At 43.9% G+C, this 17,420-nt stretch carries 14 protein-coding genes; 9 read left to right on the top strand and 5 right to left on the bottom strand.

What is annotated here, in order from left to right:
• Positions 1–27: 27 nt before the first annotated feature.
• Positions 28–906, bottom strand: a complete 879-nt coding sequence (gene gspC, locus B5D54_RS13925; protein WP_115173950.1) for a type II secretion system protein GspC — start codon at positions 904–906, stop codon at positions 28–30.
• Between the two features lie 276 nt (positions 907–1,182).
• Here gspC and hslR point away from each other — a divergent pair, with 276 nt between their 5' ends.
• From hslR to B5D54_RS13945, 4 genes are all read left to right on the top strand, one after another.
• Entirely contained in the window at positions 1,183–1,569 is a 387-nt protein-coding gene (gene hslR / locus B5D54_RS13930; RefSeq protein WP_078927167.1) for a ribosome-associated heat shock protein Hsp15, read from the top strand.
• A 34-nt stretch (positions 1,570–1,603) separates the two neighbouring features.
• Positions 1,604–2,479: an Hsp33 family molecular chaperone HslO gene (gene hslO, locus B5D54_RS13935; RefSeq protein WP_078927184.1), complete on the top strand. Its 876-nt coding sequence runs from the start codon at positions 1,604–1,606 to the stop codon at positions 2,477–2,479.
• 339 nt (positions 2,480–2,818) lie between these two features.
• Positions 2,819–4,447, top strand: coding sequence for a phosphoenolpyruvate carboxykinase (ATP) (pckA, locus tag B5D54_RS13940; protein WP_078927168.1), 1,629 nt, complete (start codon positions 2,819–2,821; stop codon positions 4,445–4,447).
• A gap of 115 nt (positions 4,448–4,562) precedes the next feature.
• Complete coding sequence (locus B5D54_RS13945) at positions 4,563–6,452, top strand: AsmA family protein (protein WP_078927169.1); 1,890 nt, start codon at positions 4,563–4,565, stop codon at positions 6,450–6,452.
• Here B5D54_RS13945 and B5D54_RS13950 read toward each other — a convergent pair.
• The 4 genes from B5D54_RS13950 to typA form a co-directional block, all read right to left on the bottom strand.
• Positions 6,442–7,374 (bottom strand): bifunctional GNAT family N-acetyltransferase/hotdog fold thioesterase, encoded by a 933-nt coding sequence (locus B5D54_RS13950; RefSeq protein WP_078927170.1) that lies wholly within the window; start codon positions 7,372–7,374, stop codon positions 6,442–6,444. The two genes, B5D54_RS13945 and B5D54_RS13950, sit on opposite strands and share 11 nt — an antisense overlap.
• Before the next feature lie 36 nt (positions 7,375–7,410).
• Complete coding sequence (dtd, locus tag B5D54_RS13955) at positions 7,411–7,845, bottom strand: D-aminoacyl-tRNA deacylase (RefSeq protein WP_078927171.1); 435 nt, start codon at positions 7,843–7,845, stop codon at positions 7,411–7,413.
• Positions 7,817–8,671: a virulence factor BrkB family protein gene (locus B5D54_RS13960; RefSeq protein WP_407834909.1), complete on the bottom strand. Its 855-nt coding sequence runs from the start codon at positions 8,669–8,671 to the stop codon at positions 7,817–7,819. The genes dtd and B5D54_RS13960 overlap by 29 nt, the downstream gene beginning before the upstream one ends.
• A gap of 206 nt (positions 8,672–8,877) precedes the next feature.
• Positions 8,878–10,707 carry a translational GTPase TypA gene (gene typA / locus B5D54_RS13965; RefSeq protein ID WP_078927173.1) on the bottom strand — a complete coding sequence of 610 codons (1,830 nt, stop codon included), beginning with the start codon at positions 10,705–10,707 and terminating at the stop codon, positions 8,878–8,880.
• A 503-nt stretch (positions 10,708–11,210) separates the two neighbouring features.
• On the opposite strand from typA, the gene glnA reads away from it, so the two are divergent.
• The 5 genes from glnA (at position 11,211) to add (ending at position 17,091) form a co-directional block, all read left to right on the top strand.
• Positions 11,211–12,620, top strand: coding sequence for a glutamate--ammonia ligase (glnA, locus tag B5D54_RS13970; RefSeq protein WP_078927175.1), 1,410 nt, complete (start codon positions 11,211–11,213; stop codon positions 12,618–12,620).
• Positions 12,621–12,796: 176 nt separating this feature from the next.
• Positions 12,797–13,339: a DUF4124 domain-containing protein gene (locus tag B5D54_RS13975; protein WP_078927176.1), complete on the top strand. Its 543-nt coding sequence runs from the start codon at positions 12,797–12,799 to the stop codon at positions 13,337–13,339.
• Between the two features lie 123 nt (positions 13,340–13,462).
• Positions 13,463–14,509 (top strand): nitrogen regulation protein NR(II), encoded by a 1,047-nt coding sequence (glnL, locus tag B5D54_RS13980; RefSeq protein WP_078927177.1) that lies wholly within the window; start codon positions 13,463–13,465, stop codon positions 14,507–14,509.
• Positions 14,510–14,549: 40 nt separating this feature from the next.
• Positions 14,550–15,953, top strand: a complete 1,404-nt coding sequence (glnG, locus tag B5D54_RS13985; protein ID WP_078927178.1) for a nitrogen regulation protein NR(I) — start codon at positions 14,550–14,552, stop codon at positions 15,951–15,953.
• 133 nt (positions 15,954–16,086) lie between these two features.
• Positions 16,087–17,091 carry an adenosine deaminase gene (gene add, locus B5D54_RS13990; RefSeq protein ID WP_078927179.1) on the top strand — a complete coding sequence of 335 codons (1,005 nt, stop codon included), beginning with the start codon at positions 16,087–16,089 and terminating at the stop codon, positions 17,089–17,091.
• Positions 17,092–17,420 lie beyond the last annotated feature (329 nt).

The raw sequence follows: 17,420 nt of genomic DNA on the forward strand, positions 1-17,420 counted from the left end.
CCCTGATTAATTACTGCCACTTGGCTATTAAAATTGAATATAGATATCATGTGATTGTCCATCACGCTCTACCGTAAGGTTAAGTTCTGTCAGATCCGATACCGATTCAAATACCTGAGTCATGACACTAGGATCGGTTAAATCTAATCCATTCAGTTGAATGGCAATATCACCGGCTTGCAACCCAACGGCTTCAAATAATGCAGGGTCTTTCCCTGGGCTTACCCGATAGCCAATGACGCTCTCGTCCTGTTTGACCTGTGATAGAGAAACATATTTAAAGACTTCTTGAGGGCTACGGTTAATTTCATCTCGAATAGCAGTCAGTTTGTCTTCCACCGATGAATTAACCGCCACGGGACGCTCTAGCGTCTGAATCGTAGAGGTTTGATAGTCTCGGCCTTCAAGCATCAAGGTTTCATCTCGCCCTGAATTATCAATAATCACTCGGTCAACAAACACCGCTTTTAATACTGCTCGAGTTCCCTCAATTTCCTCATTCAAGCCATAAGTATTCTGCTGCCCTCGATTAGCGATCACCGCAAGGCTACGTGGTTGATCCGTACTGGCAACCACGCCCACCAATGTTAAGTTAAGACGAGTCGGCGGTGCATCTACTTTTACTACGGTTGTGACCGGAGAAGCAGTTTGTACAGTATAACGACCAAATAGCTCACTATTTTGTAGCGACTGAATATTAAGACGAGAAGGGGATGATACCGGGGGAACGGCTGTCGAGGCCCATAAAGTAAGGCTAGGTTTAGGCTGTAAAATCAACCAGATACTCTGACCAACCAACCAAGCTGATAATACAATTCCGACGATCGTTAATGCCTGACTTAATGGTGACTGCCAACGTAAGAATAAGGACCAACTTCCATTTACGCTCCATCGGTTCAAGTCCATTCGTTTCACCCTGTATCCCTAATGATGTTTCATTAATATAAATGACGCTACGGTATAACTTTTAATTCAAACAGTTAATATACATGAGCACGATAATCGGTGCGACAGATGCCTGAATTTTCTTGTGATAAGTGTGGCAATTCACTTGAAAAAAGACGAAATGGTCACCATTGTGTTGAAAACCCTGCGTCTCTCTCATCTTCGCAAATCGATCATTGACTGCAAGCAAAAAAGAGAACCGAGCGCAGCTAGAACCATTAGAGGTAGTTTTTCAATATGAGTTCCCCTTCCCCAGTGATTCGACTGGATAAATGGCTATGGGCCGCAAGATTTTATAAAACTCGCTCGGTGGCGCGAAATATGGTTGATGGCGGGAAAGTCCACTATAATGGACAACGCAGCAAACCCAGTAAAATCGTTGAAATTGGAGCGACCATTACCCTGCGTCAAGGCAATGAAGAAAAAACCATTATCGTGGAACAACTATCAGAGCAAAGACGAGGAGCCCCTGAAGCTCAAACCCTTTATCGAGAAACCAATGAAAGTATCGCTAAACGTGAACGTCAAGCACTGGTTCGTAAACTTAATGCTCATAACCCGAGCCCTGAACGACGTCCAGATAAGAAACAGCGCCGCGATCTTCTCAAGTTCAAACATCAATAAATTAGCCGGATAACTCCTTATGACAACACAAACCATGGCCAATAACCAATTACACCGCTATCTATTTGAAGATTTGTCAGTGCGTGGTGAACTGGTTCAATTGGATGACGTATTCCAACAGATCATCACCAGCCAAGCCTATCCTAAACCAATACAAACCCTGCTTGGTGAGTTGTTGGTTGCAACAACTCTATTGACTGCAACATTGAAATTTGAAGGTTCCATCACCTTACAACTGCAAGGTGATGGCCCAGTTTCTCTCGTTGTTATCAACGGTGATAACCAACAGAAAGTCCGAGGTGTGGCTCGCTGGCAAGGAGAAATTGAAGAAGAGGCCAACTTCCATCAATTAATGGGGAAAGGGCATTTAGTCATTACCATTGAACCGAAAAAAGGTGAGCGTTACCAAGGGGTCGTGGGATTAGAAGGCGATAGCCTCGCTCAAGTTCTAGAAGGCTATTTTTTACGTTCTGAACAGTTGAACACTCGTTTATGGATTCGAACGGGAGAGCATGCAGGAAAACCTCATGCTGCAGGCATGTTACTGCAAGTGATGCCGGATGGTACGGGCACAGAAAATGATTTCGAACACTTAGAACAACTCACCAACACCGTGAAAGATGAAGAGCTATTTAGTCTAGCCGCCAATGAACTGTTATACCGCCTCTATAACCAAGAAAAGGTTCAGTTGTTCACGCCACAAGCCGTTGAATTCAAATGTGGTTGTTCTCGTGATCGCAGTGCTTCTGCAATTATCGCTATCGATAAAGAGCAAATAAACACCATTTTAGCGGAAGAAGGCGTTGTGGCTTTGCACTGTGACTATTGCGGAACAACCTACTCTTTTGATAGTGCTCAAGTAGCAGAATTGTTTGAAAACCAATCATCCGATCGACCAACGCTCCATTAATTTTCTCAGCTTAACAAGCACGAAAAAACCTCCTTACAGCCAGCGCATCACTGGCTGTTTTTTCACTCTAAAATCCAGAAAAATCAACAATTACCAACACCGTACGCCATACTTATTTTCTTGCTAATATTAATCTTTGGGTCTAGCACAAGGCTTTGTGCACGAGATAGAATAGAGAAGCTAATATCTGTGACGGGTTACATAAAACCTCAAACAAAGCATGGACAATCTTTGAACTAGCTCCCTGTTTTTTACCGACCCCGTTGCTAGCATGGTGAGCAGATAACAATTACAAACATTTATACAAAATCCCTACAAAATTCTTATTAAGGAGCACCTATGACCGTTATGGAACAAAACAAGGCTGCACAATTAGATCTTACCCAATATGGCATTACTGATGCGGTAGACATTATCCGCAACCCCAGTTATGACTTGTTATACGCAGAAGAAACTCGCACAGATTTAGAAGGCTACGAAAAAGGCGTCGTCACTGAACTGGGTGCAGTTGCTGTGGATACTGGTATTTTTACCGGTCGCTCACCAAAAGATAAATTTATTGTTAAAGATGATACCACTCGTGACACCCTATGGTGGACATCTGAACAAGCGAAAAACGACAACAAACCGATCACCCAAGCGGTCTGGAATGAACTAAAGTCACTGGTAGGTAAACAACTATCAAACAAACGTTTATTTGTCGTTGATGGCTACTGTGGCGCTAACGCAGATACTCGCTTATGCGTACGGTTTATTACTGAAGTGGCATGGCAAGCTCACTTTGTAAAAAACATGTTTATTCGTCCATCAGAAGAGGAATTAGCCAACTTTATCCCTGACTTTGTCGTCATGAATGGGGCAAAATGCACCAATGACAAGTGGCAAGAACAAGGGCTGAATTCCGAGAACTTCACTGTCTTTAACCTGACAGAAAAAATGCAACTGATTGGTGGAACTTGGTATGGCGGCGAAATGAAGAAAGGAATGTTCGCAATGATGAACTACTTCCTGCCATTACAAGGGATTGCCTCTATGCACTGTTCAGCCAATATGGGCAAAGACGGCGATGTGGCGATTTTCTTCGGTTTGTCTGGTACAGGGAAAACGACGCTTTCCACCGATCCCAAACGCGCCTTGATTGGTGATGATGAGCATGGCTGGGATGATGACGGTGTCTTTAACTTTGAAGGTGGCTGCTACGCAAAAACCATCAAACTTTCTAAAGAAGCAGAACCCGATATTTATAATGCTATCCGCCGTGATGCACTACTAGAAAACGTCACCGTTCGTGGTGATGGTTCGATTGACTTTGATGACGGTTCGAAAACCGAAAATACACGTGTCTCTTACCCGATTTATCATATCGAAAATATCGTGAAACCCGTGTCTAAAGGCGGACATGCGAACAAAGTGATCTTCCTATCTGCGGACGCTTTTGGCGTATTACCCCCCGTTTCTAAGCTCACGGCAGAGCAGACGAAGTATCACTTCCTATCAGGCTTTACAGCCAAATTGGCAGGGACTGAACGAGGTATTACCGAGCCAACACCAACCTTCTCAGCGTGTTTTGGCGCTGCATTCTTGACCCTGCACCCCACACAGTATGCAGAAGTGTTAGTGAAGCGTATGGAAGCTGTGGGAGCTGAAGCTTATCTGGTCAATACCGGCTGGAATGGTTCAGGTAAACGTATCTCAATCAAAGATACCCGAGGTATCATCGATGCGATTCTCGATGGTTCTATTGAGCAGGCCGAAACGAAACAAATTCCAATCTTTAATTTGGAAATTCCTACCTCTTTACCTGGGGTTGATCCGGCGATTCTTGACCCTCGTGACACGTATGTGGATCCACTACAGTGGGAAAGCAAAGCCAAAGATCTCGCGTCTCGTTTCATCAACAACTTTGAGAAATATACTGACAACGCAGAAGGTAAAGCTCTGGTTGCAGCAGGACCACAATTAGATTAATTGTGATAACTCACCAGCAAAGCCCCTCATTGAGGGGCTTTTTTAGTTGAAGCAAAATGCGATTTGCTCCAAGCTGGTTGCGGATCTGTCTAGGTGAAATAAATATTAGGGAAAAATGAAAAAATTCGTCGCCTTAGGGATAGGATGCTGCACATTACTATTGATGGTTATGTTACTCACGGTGGCTCTATTGCATACTCGATATTTAACGCCAAGCGCTCAGTGGTTAACTGCTCGTCTATGGCCCGAATTCTTTACTTTTAGCCAAGTTGAATACCACTACCCTCTACATTTTCGTTTTTCTAACCCAACCATTATGCTGGATAAAAAGACGCTTCCCCTTCAACAACTCGATATTTGGTTAAACCCTCGATTCATCAAACATGGGAAGTGGCAAGTTGATAGCCTATTAATTGATGGTGGAAATTTTGCTTCTGGATTGCCAGATTATCCCCTTCCAACACAATGGGAAATTGCTCACCTTGCTCTACATAATATTGATTTTGCTCATCATGGTTTGATCGCCCGTGGTGTCAATGTACAAATTCATCGGCCGCTATGGCTCGAAAAAGAACAATGGCTTCCTTATGGTGAAATACAACTCAGTGCAGAACAATTTTATTGGCAAGGCGAGGCCATCAATTCACTGCTCATTGATGCAAACTATCAACCGCAAGACAGCACCCTTTATGGCGCTTCATTTGAATGGAATGGAGCTCAAATTTCAGGGCAAGCAGAGCAATACTCTACGGGTTGGTCACTGATCAACACAACCATCAGCCAGCTCAACGTGACGGAAAAAACCGTTGATTCTCTACATTCTTGGTGGCCAATGATTGAGCCATATCTACAGCATATTAATAGCTTGGATGTCTTACAGAGCCATCTCTCTTTCCATGACATAGTGATGGAAAACATTAGCCTATCTATTGAGAATGTGAACTTGCACTACTCAGTATGGCAGCAAGAAGGGGCTTATCTGTCACTGAACGCCGATAAAATCGAATGGCAACAACTCGCTTGGATAGAACCCGCTCTTCAGCTCACTTTAGCCCAACAGCAAGCGACTATCCATAGCTTTAACTCACAACTACTCCAAGGCTATGTACACTTTGCAGGGCGGTTTTCTCCCACCCACCTCAACGTTGATCAACTCACACTCAGCGGGATTAAGTGGCTTGATGAACCCGTTCCCACTCCGACATGGCCAACCATATTCAATCAGATTCAAGGTATTACCTTCAATCAACTCCGAGCTCATAATCTACAGATCATTCAACTGACGACGCCCCCGGTTTGGCAACTATCGGGACTGAATATTGAAGGGCATCAGTTGGAAGTGATGAAGCAAGGCCACTGGGGGTTATGGAATGGCCAGTTAAACCTCAGTGCCAATAGTGCCAGTGTGGCGGATCTGATTGCGACACAAGGCATCATAGAAATGCAAAGTCAACAAGGAGACTGGCAGTTAAAGCGCGCTTTCTTCCCTTTAGCGCAAGGCTATATCGACCTCGTTGCCGGTTGGAATTTTACTCAACCCAGCGCTCCATGGTACATCGACCTTCACACAGACAGCCTACCATTAAAGCCTCTTAATGCTTGGCTAACACTACCTTTTAAGGTCGAGGGCTTAGCGGATATAGAACTACGACTTCGAGGTTTAACTCGTGATTATGCCATGCTGAGTCACTCTTTAACTGGTGATATGCAGGCAAGCTTACACTCTGGGCTACTCTCTTTTCAGCAACACGATACTCTCACGATTCAGCCCTTTCAGCTTGATGATCTCCGGCTCCAAGCCGACCGAGGTCGAATCACACTCCCTGAATCGACATTACAGGGGCCAGCCTTATCAGCAACACTCTCCGGTACTTTAGATTTACTCACCCCCCAGCAAGGAAAGTTAGAGCTTAACCTAATGCAAAAGTGCCAACATATCTTGTTTGATTTGTGGCGTAATCAGCAACAAAATAAAGTAGATCACCGCTGTTCTATTATCCAATAAGACGAGCCTGCTCAATAATATTGAGATAGTCGGGGATCAACATATAGGTGCCAATAAACTCCACCGCTTCGGTATCTCCACTGTGAATATCCACCTTCACCACAATACGAGCTTTACGCCCAGCCGCTAATCGATCTAAATCCCCGCTCATCCCATCTAGGGACGTTGACGCCACCGGATTATGAACCACAGGATGACGGTAACGAATCCGACTATCAACCAGTACAATGTCACCATGTAGATCTCGCTCCCGCATCAGCAGCCAAGCCATCCCCCAGCCAGTTAAGGTCGCTAATGTGAACGCAGAGCCTGCAAACAGCGTATTATGAGGATTTAAATTAGGGTTAAGCTGAGCACTACACTGAAACTGATATCCAGTGTATTGCTGTACTTTAATACCCATTTTTTCACTAATCGGAATATGAGTCGCCCAGCGCTCCTGTAACTCACTACACCATTCTGGTTTGCGAATCACATTCGCCATCGGATCGAGCGGTTTAACCATTTGTTGATGACGTACCGGCCCACGTTCATCGGTTAGAGCTCCACGTCGTTCAAAGCCATTTTTCGCATAAAATGCGATCGCATCTTCACGAGAATTACAGACGAGCCGTTTTGCCCCATCTTGTCGAGCGAGCGATTCCAGTGCAATTAATAATAATGATCCCATCCCTTTATTACGACGGCTTGATTTCACCGCCATATAACGAATTTGCCCCTCACAATCTGGAGTGATATATAAACGGCCAATCGCCATGGGTCGCCCTCTCCCATCAACGATCATGCGGTGATGACTCATGGAATCATATTCATCTCGTTCTGAACCAATCGGCATCTGCCAAGGTTCACGTAGCATCTGCCAACGAAAATAGTAATACTTATTGAGCTGATTCTCCGTCTTCGGCGTAATAAGTTTGAACATAGATTCCCTTCCAAAAAGTACGAAATTACGTACCTATTAGGCCTGTAACCAAAAAGTAACCGGGCCATCATTAATGAGTGACACTTTCATATCTTGCGCAAAACGTCCACACTCCGTGGGTAATATCGTTGCACATAAATCCGAAAAATAATTATACAGATACTCCGCTTGCTGAGGGGATGCACCTCGAGAAAAACCGGCCCTTGTTCCTTTTTTCGTATCCGCTGGCAAGGTAAATTGAGAAACCACGAGCAGGCTTCCACCGATATCTTTCACGCTTAGATTCATTTTTCCTGCATCATCTTCAAACACTCGATAACGACTCACCCGTTCAACGAGACGTTTAGCTTTCGCTTCAGTGTCGTCTCGCTCAACACCGAGTAAAACTAATAAGCCCCGCTCAATTTGCCCAACAACTTGCCCATCAACCTTCACAGAGGCTTCACTTACTCGTTGAATCAACGCGATCACTGTCGCTCTCTCCTTGCTTTTTTTCTAATTTGATAGAAGAGTCTATCACGTTCAACGTTCGCCTCCACTGTTCACTTTCACCAAGAGCGGCGGTGACTTCAGCTCCAATTAAAACAATTAACCAACATAAATAAACCCAAACAAACAAAATCGGGATCGCCGCTAAGGCACCATAGATCAACTGATAAGAGGGAAATTGAGTAATGTAAAATGCAAAGGCTTTTTTACTTAACTCAAATAAAATGGCCGCAACAAACGCACCGGATAAGGCATGAACAAAACGAACCTTTTTATTGGGGACTAAGACATAAAGCCCAATAAAAGCAAACAAAGAAAGAAGAAAAGGGAGCCTACGTAAGAAAAAATTAAAAGCTCCGCTCAGCGCTTCGCTATCCAGCACTTTTAACGATGTAATATAAGAGGTAACAGCAATGCTAGTGCCAACCAATATTGGGCCTAAAGTTAAGATCATCCAATACATGGAGAAAGAAAAGACAGGTCGCCGTTTATTTCGCACACGCCAAATGTAGTTCAAGTTTTTATCAATGTTAGAGATGAGCATCAATGCAGCAATAAATAAAAAAGCACCACCAACGGCCGTCATTTTTCCTGTATTGGTGACAAACTCAAGTAATGCTTGGCTGACGGCATCTCCAGCAGCGGGTACAAAATGAGTGATCACAAAATCCTGGATCACCTCCCCCACATTATCAAAAATGGTAAATGAGGAAAGAATGGACAATAGCACCGTCAGCATCGGCACAAGCGATAACAGAGTAATATAAGCCAGATACCCTGCATTAATATTGATTCGGTCATGCGCCATTCGATTGAATAAGTAGCGAATAAAGCTCAGGCTACATTTAATAAAAGGCTCTAATTGCAAACGTTCTCCCCCTTTGATTCCTCATCCGTCTAATAATTCTACTGAAAAAATGACAAAAACACCTAATCAAGATAATTTTGCTTTTCTTAAAAAATAAAAAAGCCCTTAACCATTACAGCTAAGGGCGGAATAATCCAGTTTAATGATTATTTATTATCGCGTGCCGCACGTTTACGATCGTTTTCTGTTAGATGTTTCTTACGAATACGAATACTCTTTGGCGTGACTTCAACCAGTTCATCATCATCGATAAACTCTAAAGCTTGCTCAAGAGTATATTTAATCGGCGGAGTTAAGACTTGCGCTTCATCCGTACCAGAAGCTCGAACGTTAGTCAGTTGCTTGCCTTTCAGACAGTTAACCGTTAAATCATTTGAACGGTTATGAATCCCCACGATCTGGCCTTCATACACTTCATCCGCATGCTCGGTAAACAGACGGCCACGCTCTTGCAGATTAAACAGAGCGTAAGTCAGAGCTTTACCCGTAGCATTTGAGATTAAAACACCATTCATACGCTGACCAATATCACCACCTTTATGTGGGCCATAGTGATCAAACGTATGATAAAGCAGACCGGAACCAGACGTCAGAGTCATAAACTCGGTTTGGAAACCAATCAAACCACGTGAAGGCATAACGAAATCAAGACGTACACGACCTTTACCATCTGGAGACATATCTTTCAGTTCACCTTTACGCAAACCGATTTTCTCCATAATGCCACCTTGGTGCTCTTCCATTACATCAATAGTCACGGTTTCAAACGGTTCCATCAGTTGACCATTTTCTTCCTTCAAAATAACTTCAGGACGAGAAACCGCCAGTTCGAAACCTTCACGACGCATATTTTCAATCAAGATAGAAAGATGCAGTTCACCACGGCCAGAAACACGGAATTTATCCGGATCATCAGTTTGTTCTACACGCAGCGCCACGTTGTGTACTAATTCTTTTTCTAGACGCTCAAGAATATTACGTGAAGTAACAAATTTACCTTCTTTACCGGCAAAGGGTGAAGTATTCACTTGGAATGTCATGGTCACAGTCGGTTCATCAACACTCAGTGGTTTCAGCGCTTCAACGGCATTGACATCACAGATGGTATCAGAGATTTTCAACTCACCAAGACCTGTAATCGCAACGATATCACCCGCTGTTGCTTGCTCAGTTTCTGAACGTTGTAGACCTAGATAACCCAGTACCGTTCCAACCTTACCATTACGTTTTTTGCCATCGGCAGAAATAATGCTGACTTGTTGGTTTGCTTTCACCGTACCACGCGTAACACGGCCCACACCAATAACACCAACGTATGAGCTGTAATCAAGCTGAGAAATTTGCATCTGTAGTGGGCCATCAAGATCAACTTGTGGAGGCTCAACATTATCGACGATAGCTTGGAACAGCGGTTCCATGTTTTCGCCCGTGGTACCTTCTTCCAGCGTTGCCCAACCGTTCAGAGCTGATGCATAAACGACTTGGAAATCCAGTTGCTCATCACTGGCTCCTAGGTTATCAAATAAGTCAAATACTTGATCCATAACCCAATCAGGACGAGCACCCGGGCGGTCGATTTTGTTAATAACTACAATCGGTTTCAGACCGTGAGCAAAGGCTTTTTGCGTCACGAAACGCGTTTGTGGCATTGGGCCATCAACCGCGTCAACAATTAAGCACACACAGTCCACCATAGACATGATACGCTCAACCTCACCACCGAAATCAGCGTGTCCTGGGGTATCTACGATGTTAATGCGGTAGTCATTCCAGTTAATGGCAGTATTTTTCGCCAAGATGGTGATGCCACGCTCTTTTTCTATATCGTTCGAGTCCATGACTCGCTCTTCGAGATCACCGCGAGACTCTAATGTACCCGACTGCTGGAGTAGTTTATCCACCAAGGTCGTTTTACCGTGGTCAACGTGCGCGATGATCGCAATATTTCTTAGTTTTTCAATCTGTGGAGTAGCCATGGAGTTTTGCTTCACTTATTACACAAAGAGCCCATTTTTGCGGGAGTGCAAAAACGTAGCCTAAATTTTAGTTAAAAAAATGGTCAATAATGTACCAGATTTTGAAGAAAAACCTAGAAAAATGTGATCTATCCCGCCCAATTTCCTCTTAATTACAGACTAGTCGGTGATTTCATTGAATACAAACCTTAATCACAAATAGAAAATGCAGATTGACAAGATCCAAAATAGTCGGCTGAATGAAGCCTCTTTGCGAGAAGCTGGTGCATACAAAAGGCGCAAAAGCACCAGATTGGTGCACTGAGTGATCATTTTGGTGCAATCGAAAGCACCAAAATAAAACAAGGCAATGTAATTCATTGAATTTATGGACATTAATAAGTTGGCACGATTATCGCTGTAAAGAAATAGCATCGATTAAGTCACAGTAAAGCCATTAATCTATGCTGGTTTCATTTTGATTCGAGCCCAAACCGCTTTATTAACACTGGAGGTTATCCAAGATGTCAGTAGAAAACGTACTATCGCTGATCCAAGAAAACGAAGTTAAGTTTGTTGACCTACGCTTCACAGACACAAAAGGTAAAGAGCAGCATATCTCCATTCCTGCTCACCAAATCGATGCCGACTTCTTCGAAGAAGGAAAAATGTTCGATGGTTCATCCGTTGCTGGCTGGAAAGGTATCAATGAATCAGACATGGTAATGATGCCTGACGCGTCATCTGCTGTGCTTGACCCATTCACAGAAGACGCAACTCTCAACATCCGCTGTGACATTCTAGAGCCAGCAACGATGCAAGGTTATGATCGTGACCCACGTTCTATCGCAAAACGTGCTGAAGATTACATGCGTTCTACCGGTATTGCGGATACCGTTCTTGTTGGGCCAGAACCTGAATTCTTCCTATTTGATGATGTAAAATTTTCAACAGATATGTCGGGCTCTTTCTTCAAAATTGATGATGTCGAAGCTGCTTGGAACACAGGTTCCGACTATGAAGAAGGCAACAAAGGTCACCGTCCTGGCGTAAAAGGGGGTTATTTCCCAGTCGCACCCGTTGACTCTTCTCAGGATATCCGTTCAGCCATGTGTTTGATCATGGAAGAAATGGGACTAGTTGTTGAAGCACATCACCACGAGGTCGCTACAGCAGGCCAGAATGAAATCGCAACACGTTTCAATACATTGACAGCCAAAGCAGACGAAATTCAGATCTACAAATATGTCGTTCATAACGTTGCTCATGCATTTGGCAAGACAGCAACCTTCATGCCTAAACCACTGGTTGGCGATAACGGTAGTGGTATGCACGTCCACCAATCTCTTGCAAAAGATGGTGTCAACTTATTTGCAGGCGACAAATACGGCGGTTTGTCTGAAACAGCACTTTACTATATCGGTGGTGTGATCAAACACGCTCGCGCACTGAATGCTTTCACCAACCCATCTACAAACTCTTATAAGCGCTTAGTTCCTGGATTTGAAGCTCCAGTAATGCTTGCCTACTCGGCTCGTAACCGTAGCGCCTCTATCCGTATTCCTATCGTACCCAGTGCTAAAGCTCGTCGTGTTGAAGTCCGCTTCCCCGATCCAGCCGCAAACCCATACCTAGCTTTCGCCGCTCTACTAATGGCTGGCCTTGATGGAATCAAGAATAAGATTCACCCTGGAGATGCGATGGATAAAGATCTATACGACCTTCCAGCAGAAGAAGCGGCAGAAATCCCAACCGTTTCTGAGTCTCTACAACAAGCTCTGCAGAACCTGAATGAAGATCGTGAGTTCCTCACCGCTGGTGGTGTTTTCTCTGATGATTTCATCGATTCTTACATTAAGTTGAAGTCAAAAGACGTTGAACGTGTCAATATGGCCGTTCATCCGTTAGAGTTTGAACTGTATTACTCGGTATAAGTCTCACTTCGTGTAAAACACCCACTTTTTGCACAATAATTTTAGGCTCGCCTCGCAGGCGGGCCTTTTCTCTATTGGTGTTTAGCTCCTCTTCAATTTAACATGATGATTACATATTAGGACTCTCTCCCGTCTTATTTCTCCCCTGACTTAACGTGCTCATATTGAGGTGAGTTATGAAATGGTTTCCCATAATCTCGATGTTGCTGACTTCCCTGTATAACTGTAATCTTTATGCTAGTAATGCGTATATCTGGGAAGATGAAAATGGTGTTATCCACTTTAGTGATTTTCCACAAAGCCCAGTCGCTCAATCAGTCTCCCTCCCTGATCATAATGCTTCAGCACCAGCCCCCAAATTTGAAGAACCAGAACCTATCGATCCCCCATCAACACAACTTGCAACCAAGAATAATAAGGCCCCTTTGCCCGATTTAAACATCGATATTATCCATCCAACTCAGGAACAAACCATTCGAAGTAACAAAGGGGAAATTCATATAGTGAGTCGATTGAATCGAAACTTACAGGTCAGTGAGCACTTACAGTTATTCGTCAATGGTAAACCTTATGGCGCTCCAACCACTCTTCCAGAATGGGAACTCAAAAATATTGATAGAGGCACGCATCTCTTTATGATTCAAGCGGTAGTAAACGGCAAGGTTATTGCATTATCAAAACCAGTAACGGTACATTTACATCGAGCCTCAGTAAATTAGCAAGTTAAGCGAGAAAATCCTCGCTAATTGGCAATCACACTTTGTCTTTATGCCCCGTTGCGCCATACTGGTTTAAGGTTATGCACCAAATAGGTGCAATCATAAATAAGAGCAAGGTGCCTTGTGACTGCTGAATTAAGTGCCACGATATTAAACAATATTGTAACCGCCACTTTAATGCTGGATGAAACATTATGCGTGCGTTACGCCAACCCCGCGGCTGAACAACTTTTTGCTCAAAGTGCGAAACGCATTATTGATCAACCCTTATCCAAACTTGTTCAGCATGCCTCGATGGATTTAGCACTCTTATCTCAGCCATTACAAAGCGGGCAGAGCATTACCGACAGTGATGTCACTTTTGTCGTCGATGGTAAGCCATTAATGTTAGAAGTGACGGTCAGCCCATTATCATGGAAGAAAGAGTTAATGCTGTTGGTTGAAATGCGAAAAGTTGGCCAGCAGCGCCGCCTTACCCAAGAGCTCAACCAGCACGCACAACAACAAGCTGCGAAGCTATTGGTACGAAGCCTTGCCCATGAAATAAAAAATCCTCTGGGTGGCTTACGCGGTGCCGCTCAACTACTTGAACGGACGCTACCAGACCAAAGTTTGACAGAATATACTCAAATCATTATCGAACAAGCTGATCGATTGAGAACACTCGTCGACCGCCTACTTGGTCCGCAAAAACCAGGTAAGAAGAAACGAGAAAACTTGCACGTCATCTTAGAAAAAGTTCGCCAACTCGTAGAGCTTGACACCAAGAACACGTTATTTATTGAACGGGATTATGACCCAAGCCTACCTGAGTTAATGATCGATACCGATCAAATAGAACAAGCGCTACTCAATATCGTCAGTAATGCTGCACAAATTTTATCTCAGCAGCCTCAGGGGCAAATCACACTACGCACCAGAACAGTGCACCAAGCTAACATTCATGGTCATCGCCATAAATTAGTCGCCAGAATTGAAATTATTGATAATGGACCCGGTATTCCAGTCGAGCTACAAGATACGCTCTTTTATCCTATGGTGAGTGGTCGAGAAGGTGGTACTGGGCTTGGGTTGTCCATTTCACAAAACCTAATAGACCAACACAATGGAAAAATTGAGGTAGAAAGCTGGCCTGGAAGAACAACATTCACCATTTATTTGCCAATTTGATCACCGCTAAAAGAATCGGCTGCAGTTAGGAGAGGAAAGAATGAGTAAAGGATATGTCTGGGTTGTCGATGATGACAGCTCCATACGTTGGGTGATGGAAAAGACCTTATCATCAGCCAACATAAAATGTGAAACCTTTACCGATGCTGAAAGCGTTCTCATGGCGTTAGAACGAGAAACTCCCGATGTGTTAATTTCTGATATTCGCATGCCCGGTATTGATGGTATTGAGCTACTCAATCAAGTCCATTCACGTACACCTGAGCTTCCCGTCATCATCATGACCGCTCATTCAGACCTTGATGCAGCCGTCAATGCCTATCAAAAAGGGGCTTTTGAGTACTTAGCCAAACCGTTTGATGTGGATGAAGCCGTCGCTTTAGCTGAACGGGCCATTGCCCATGGACAAGAACAACGTAAAGAACAATCAAAACAGCAGCTACCTCCCTATAACTCACCAGAAATCATAGGGGAAGCACCAGCAATGCAAGAGGTTTTCCGAGCCATTGGCCGTCTGTCTCGCTCCTCCATTTCGGTATTAATTAATGGTGAATCGGGAACAGGGAAAGAACTGGTTGCCCATGCTTTACATCGGCATAGCCCAAGAGCTCAAAAACCTTTCATTGCGTTAAATATGGCAGCAATTCCCAAAGACTTAATTGAGTCTGAACTGTTTGGTCACGAGAAAGGAGCATTTACGGGAGCGAATAGTGTTCGACAAGGTCGATTTGAGCAAGCAAACGGTGGCACACTTTTCTTAGATGAAATCGGTGATATGCCGCTTGATATACAAACCCGCTTACTTCGTGTTTTAGCTGATGGTCAATTCTATCGTGTGGGTGGTCATTCAGCGATAAAAGTCGATGTCCGTATTGTCGCCGCCACACACCAACATCTTGAGAAACTCGTTCATCAAGGTAAGTTTCGTGAAGATCTCTTTCATCGCCTCAATGTTATTCGCATTCAAATTCCGGCACTTCGAGAACGTCGTCAAGACATTGAAAAATTGACGAAACACTTCCTCGCACTCGCAGCAAAAGAGCTTGGGGTTGAGATGAAAACCTTACACCCAAAAAGTATTGAGATACTGAACCGTTTAGAATGGCCGGGAAATGTCAGACAACTAGAAAATATGTGCCGCTGGCTAACGGTCATGGCAAGTGGCACAGAAGTGTTACCGAGTGATTTTCCTCCTGAACTGTTAAATGAAAGAAAACCGTTTGAGACGGAGAATGTCGTTAGCTGGAAAAAACAGTTAGAAAGTTGGGCAAAAACAGCACTAGAAGCAGGTGAAACGGAGCTCCTTACTCATGCTCAGCCCGAATTTGAACGTATTTTGTTAGAAGCCGCTTTAAATCATACCAATGGTCATAAACAAGATGCGGCAAAAGTTTTAGGTTGGGGACGTAATACACTAACTCGTAAACTCAAAGAACTTTATTGATGTAATATTCATCAACATAATCCGTAATGAGTAAAAAGAGAGCGGTCAAATAGTGCCATTTATCGATAACTCATACTGACAGGGCGAATTTTGATTTTTATACTTAATACCGATTTCGACTTGGAAGAAGATAATGATAACGAAAAATATCCCATTGACTGATCTACATCGCCATCTAGATGGAAACATCCGGACCCAAACTATTCTCGAGTTAGGTAAAGAATTCAATATAGCCCTGCCAGCTGATAATATCGAGGCATTAACACCTTACGTGCAAATAGTAGAAGCCGAACCCTCATTGGTTGCCTTTCTTGCTAAACTCGATTGGGGAGTCGCTGTATTAGGCGATCTTAATGCCTGTCGACGTGTTGCCTATGAAAATGTAGAAGATTTAGTTAACGCTCAAATCGATTATGCAGAATTACGCTTCTCTCCCTACTATATGGCGATGAAACATCAACTACCTCTTCATGGTGTCGTTGAAGCCGTTATTGATGGCGTTAAAGCTGGTATCCGCGATTTTGGTGTTTCAGTGAATTTGATCGGCATTATGAGCCGAACATTTGGCTTCCAAGCTTGTCAACACGAACTCGATGCTATCCTTAGCCAAAAGGAACACTTTGTCGCTGTAGACCTTGCTGGTGATGAGTTAGGACAACCAGGCGATCGCTTTATCGAACATTTTACACAAGTCCGAAATGCCAATTTACACGTCACCGTTCATGCTGGAGAAGCGGCAGGTCCAGAAAGTATGTGGCAAGCAATACAAGAGCTAGGAGCAACCCGTATAGGGCATGGAGTAAAAGCCATCCACGACCCAAAACTAATGGATTATTTAGCGAAGCATCGTATTGGTATTGAGTCATGCCTAACCTCCAACATTCAAACCAGTACGGTAGAAAGCTTGGTACAGCATCCTCTCAAGCGTTTTTTAGAGCATGGTGTAGTGGCCTGCCTCAATACCGACGATCCTGCGGTAGAGGGCATTGAGCTTCCTTACGAGTATGAAGTCGCCGCACCTCAAGCAGGGTTGAGCCAAGAGCAGATCCATCAGGCGCAGATCAATGGTCTGGAACTGGCCTTCCTATCTGATGCAGACAAACAGGCCTTAAAAGCCAAAGTCGCTCAGTACGTATAGTTTAAAGAACCGCTCATTTTCAGAGCCGATGCCTAGCATCGGCTTTTTTATTACCGGTCACCCTATAGCCACTTCGTCGCCAATCGCAAAACTTCATAATCGCCGTCTAAAATGACCTCTACCCCTCAAATAACAAAGCAAAAAAGCACAGAAAAGCCAAGAGAATAAGAGAAAGAGCTAGAATGAACGTCGTACGTAGAATAGATAAATAAGATAGTTCTGAGATGAATAATGATCCAGTGGAGAATTTTTCCCTCAGACAGCAAAAAATCCCTAGTATCGCTACTAGGGATTCATGTCAGTGGCGGAGCGGACGGGACTCGAACCCG

It is taken from the genome of Vibrio cincinnatiensis DSM 19608 (genome assembly GCF_900167345.1).
GTDB lineage: Bacteria > Pseudomonadota > Gammaproteobacteria > Enterobacterales > Vibrionaceae > Vibrio > Vibrio cincinnatiensis.

Coding starts and splice junctions, on each gene's coding strand:
- typA (WP_078927173.1), bottom strand. CDS start 10,707: ATGGCTACTCCACAGATTGAAAAACTAAGAAATATTGCGATCATCGCG.
- B5D54_RS13960 (WP_407834909.1), bottom strand. CDS start 8,671: ATGGCGCATGACCGAATCAATATTAATGCAGGGTATCTGGCTTATATT.
- B5D54_RS13945 (WP_078927169.1), top strand. CDS start 4,563: ATGAAAAAATTCGTCGCCTTAGGGATAGGATGCTGCACATTACTATTG.
- hslO (WP_078927184.1), top strand. CDS start 1,604: ATGGCCAATAACCAATTACACCGCTATCTATTTGAAGATTTGTCAGTG.
- add (WP_078927179.1), top strand. CDS start 16,087: ATGATAACGAAAAATATCCCATTGACTGATCTACATCGCCATCTAGAT.
- gspC (WP_115173950.1), bottom strand. CDS start 906: ATGGACTTGAACCGATGGAGCGTAAATGGAAGTTGGTCCTTATTCTTA.
- B5D54_RS13975 (WP_078927176.1), top strand. CDS start 12,797: ATGAAATGGTTTCCCATAATCTCGATGTTGCTGACTTCCCTGTATAAC.
- pckA (WP_078927168.1), top strand. CDS start 2,819: ATGACCGTTATGGAACAAAACAAGGCTGCACAATTAGATCTTACCCAA.
- B5D54_RS13950 (WP_078927170.1), bottom strand. CDS start 7,374: ATGTTCAAACTTATTACGCCGAAGACGGAGAATCAGCTCAATAAGTAT.
- hslR (WP_078927167.1), top strand. CDS start 1,183: ATGAGTTCCCCTTCCCCAGTGATTCGACTGGATAAATGGCTATGGGCC.
- glnG (WP_078927178.1), top strand. CDS start 14,550: ATGAGTAAAGGATATGTCTGGGTTGTCGATGATGACAGCTCCATACGT.
- glnA (WP_078927175.1), top strand. CDS start 11,211: ATGTCAGTAGAAAACGTACTATCGCTGATCCAAGAAAACGAAGTTAAG.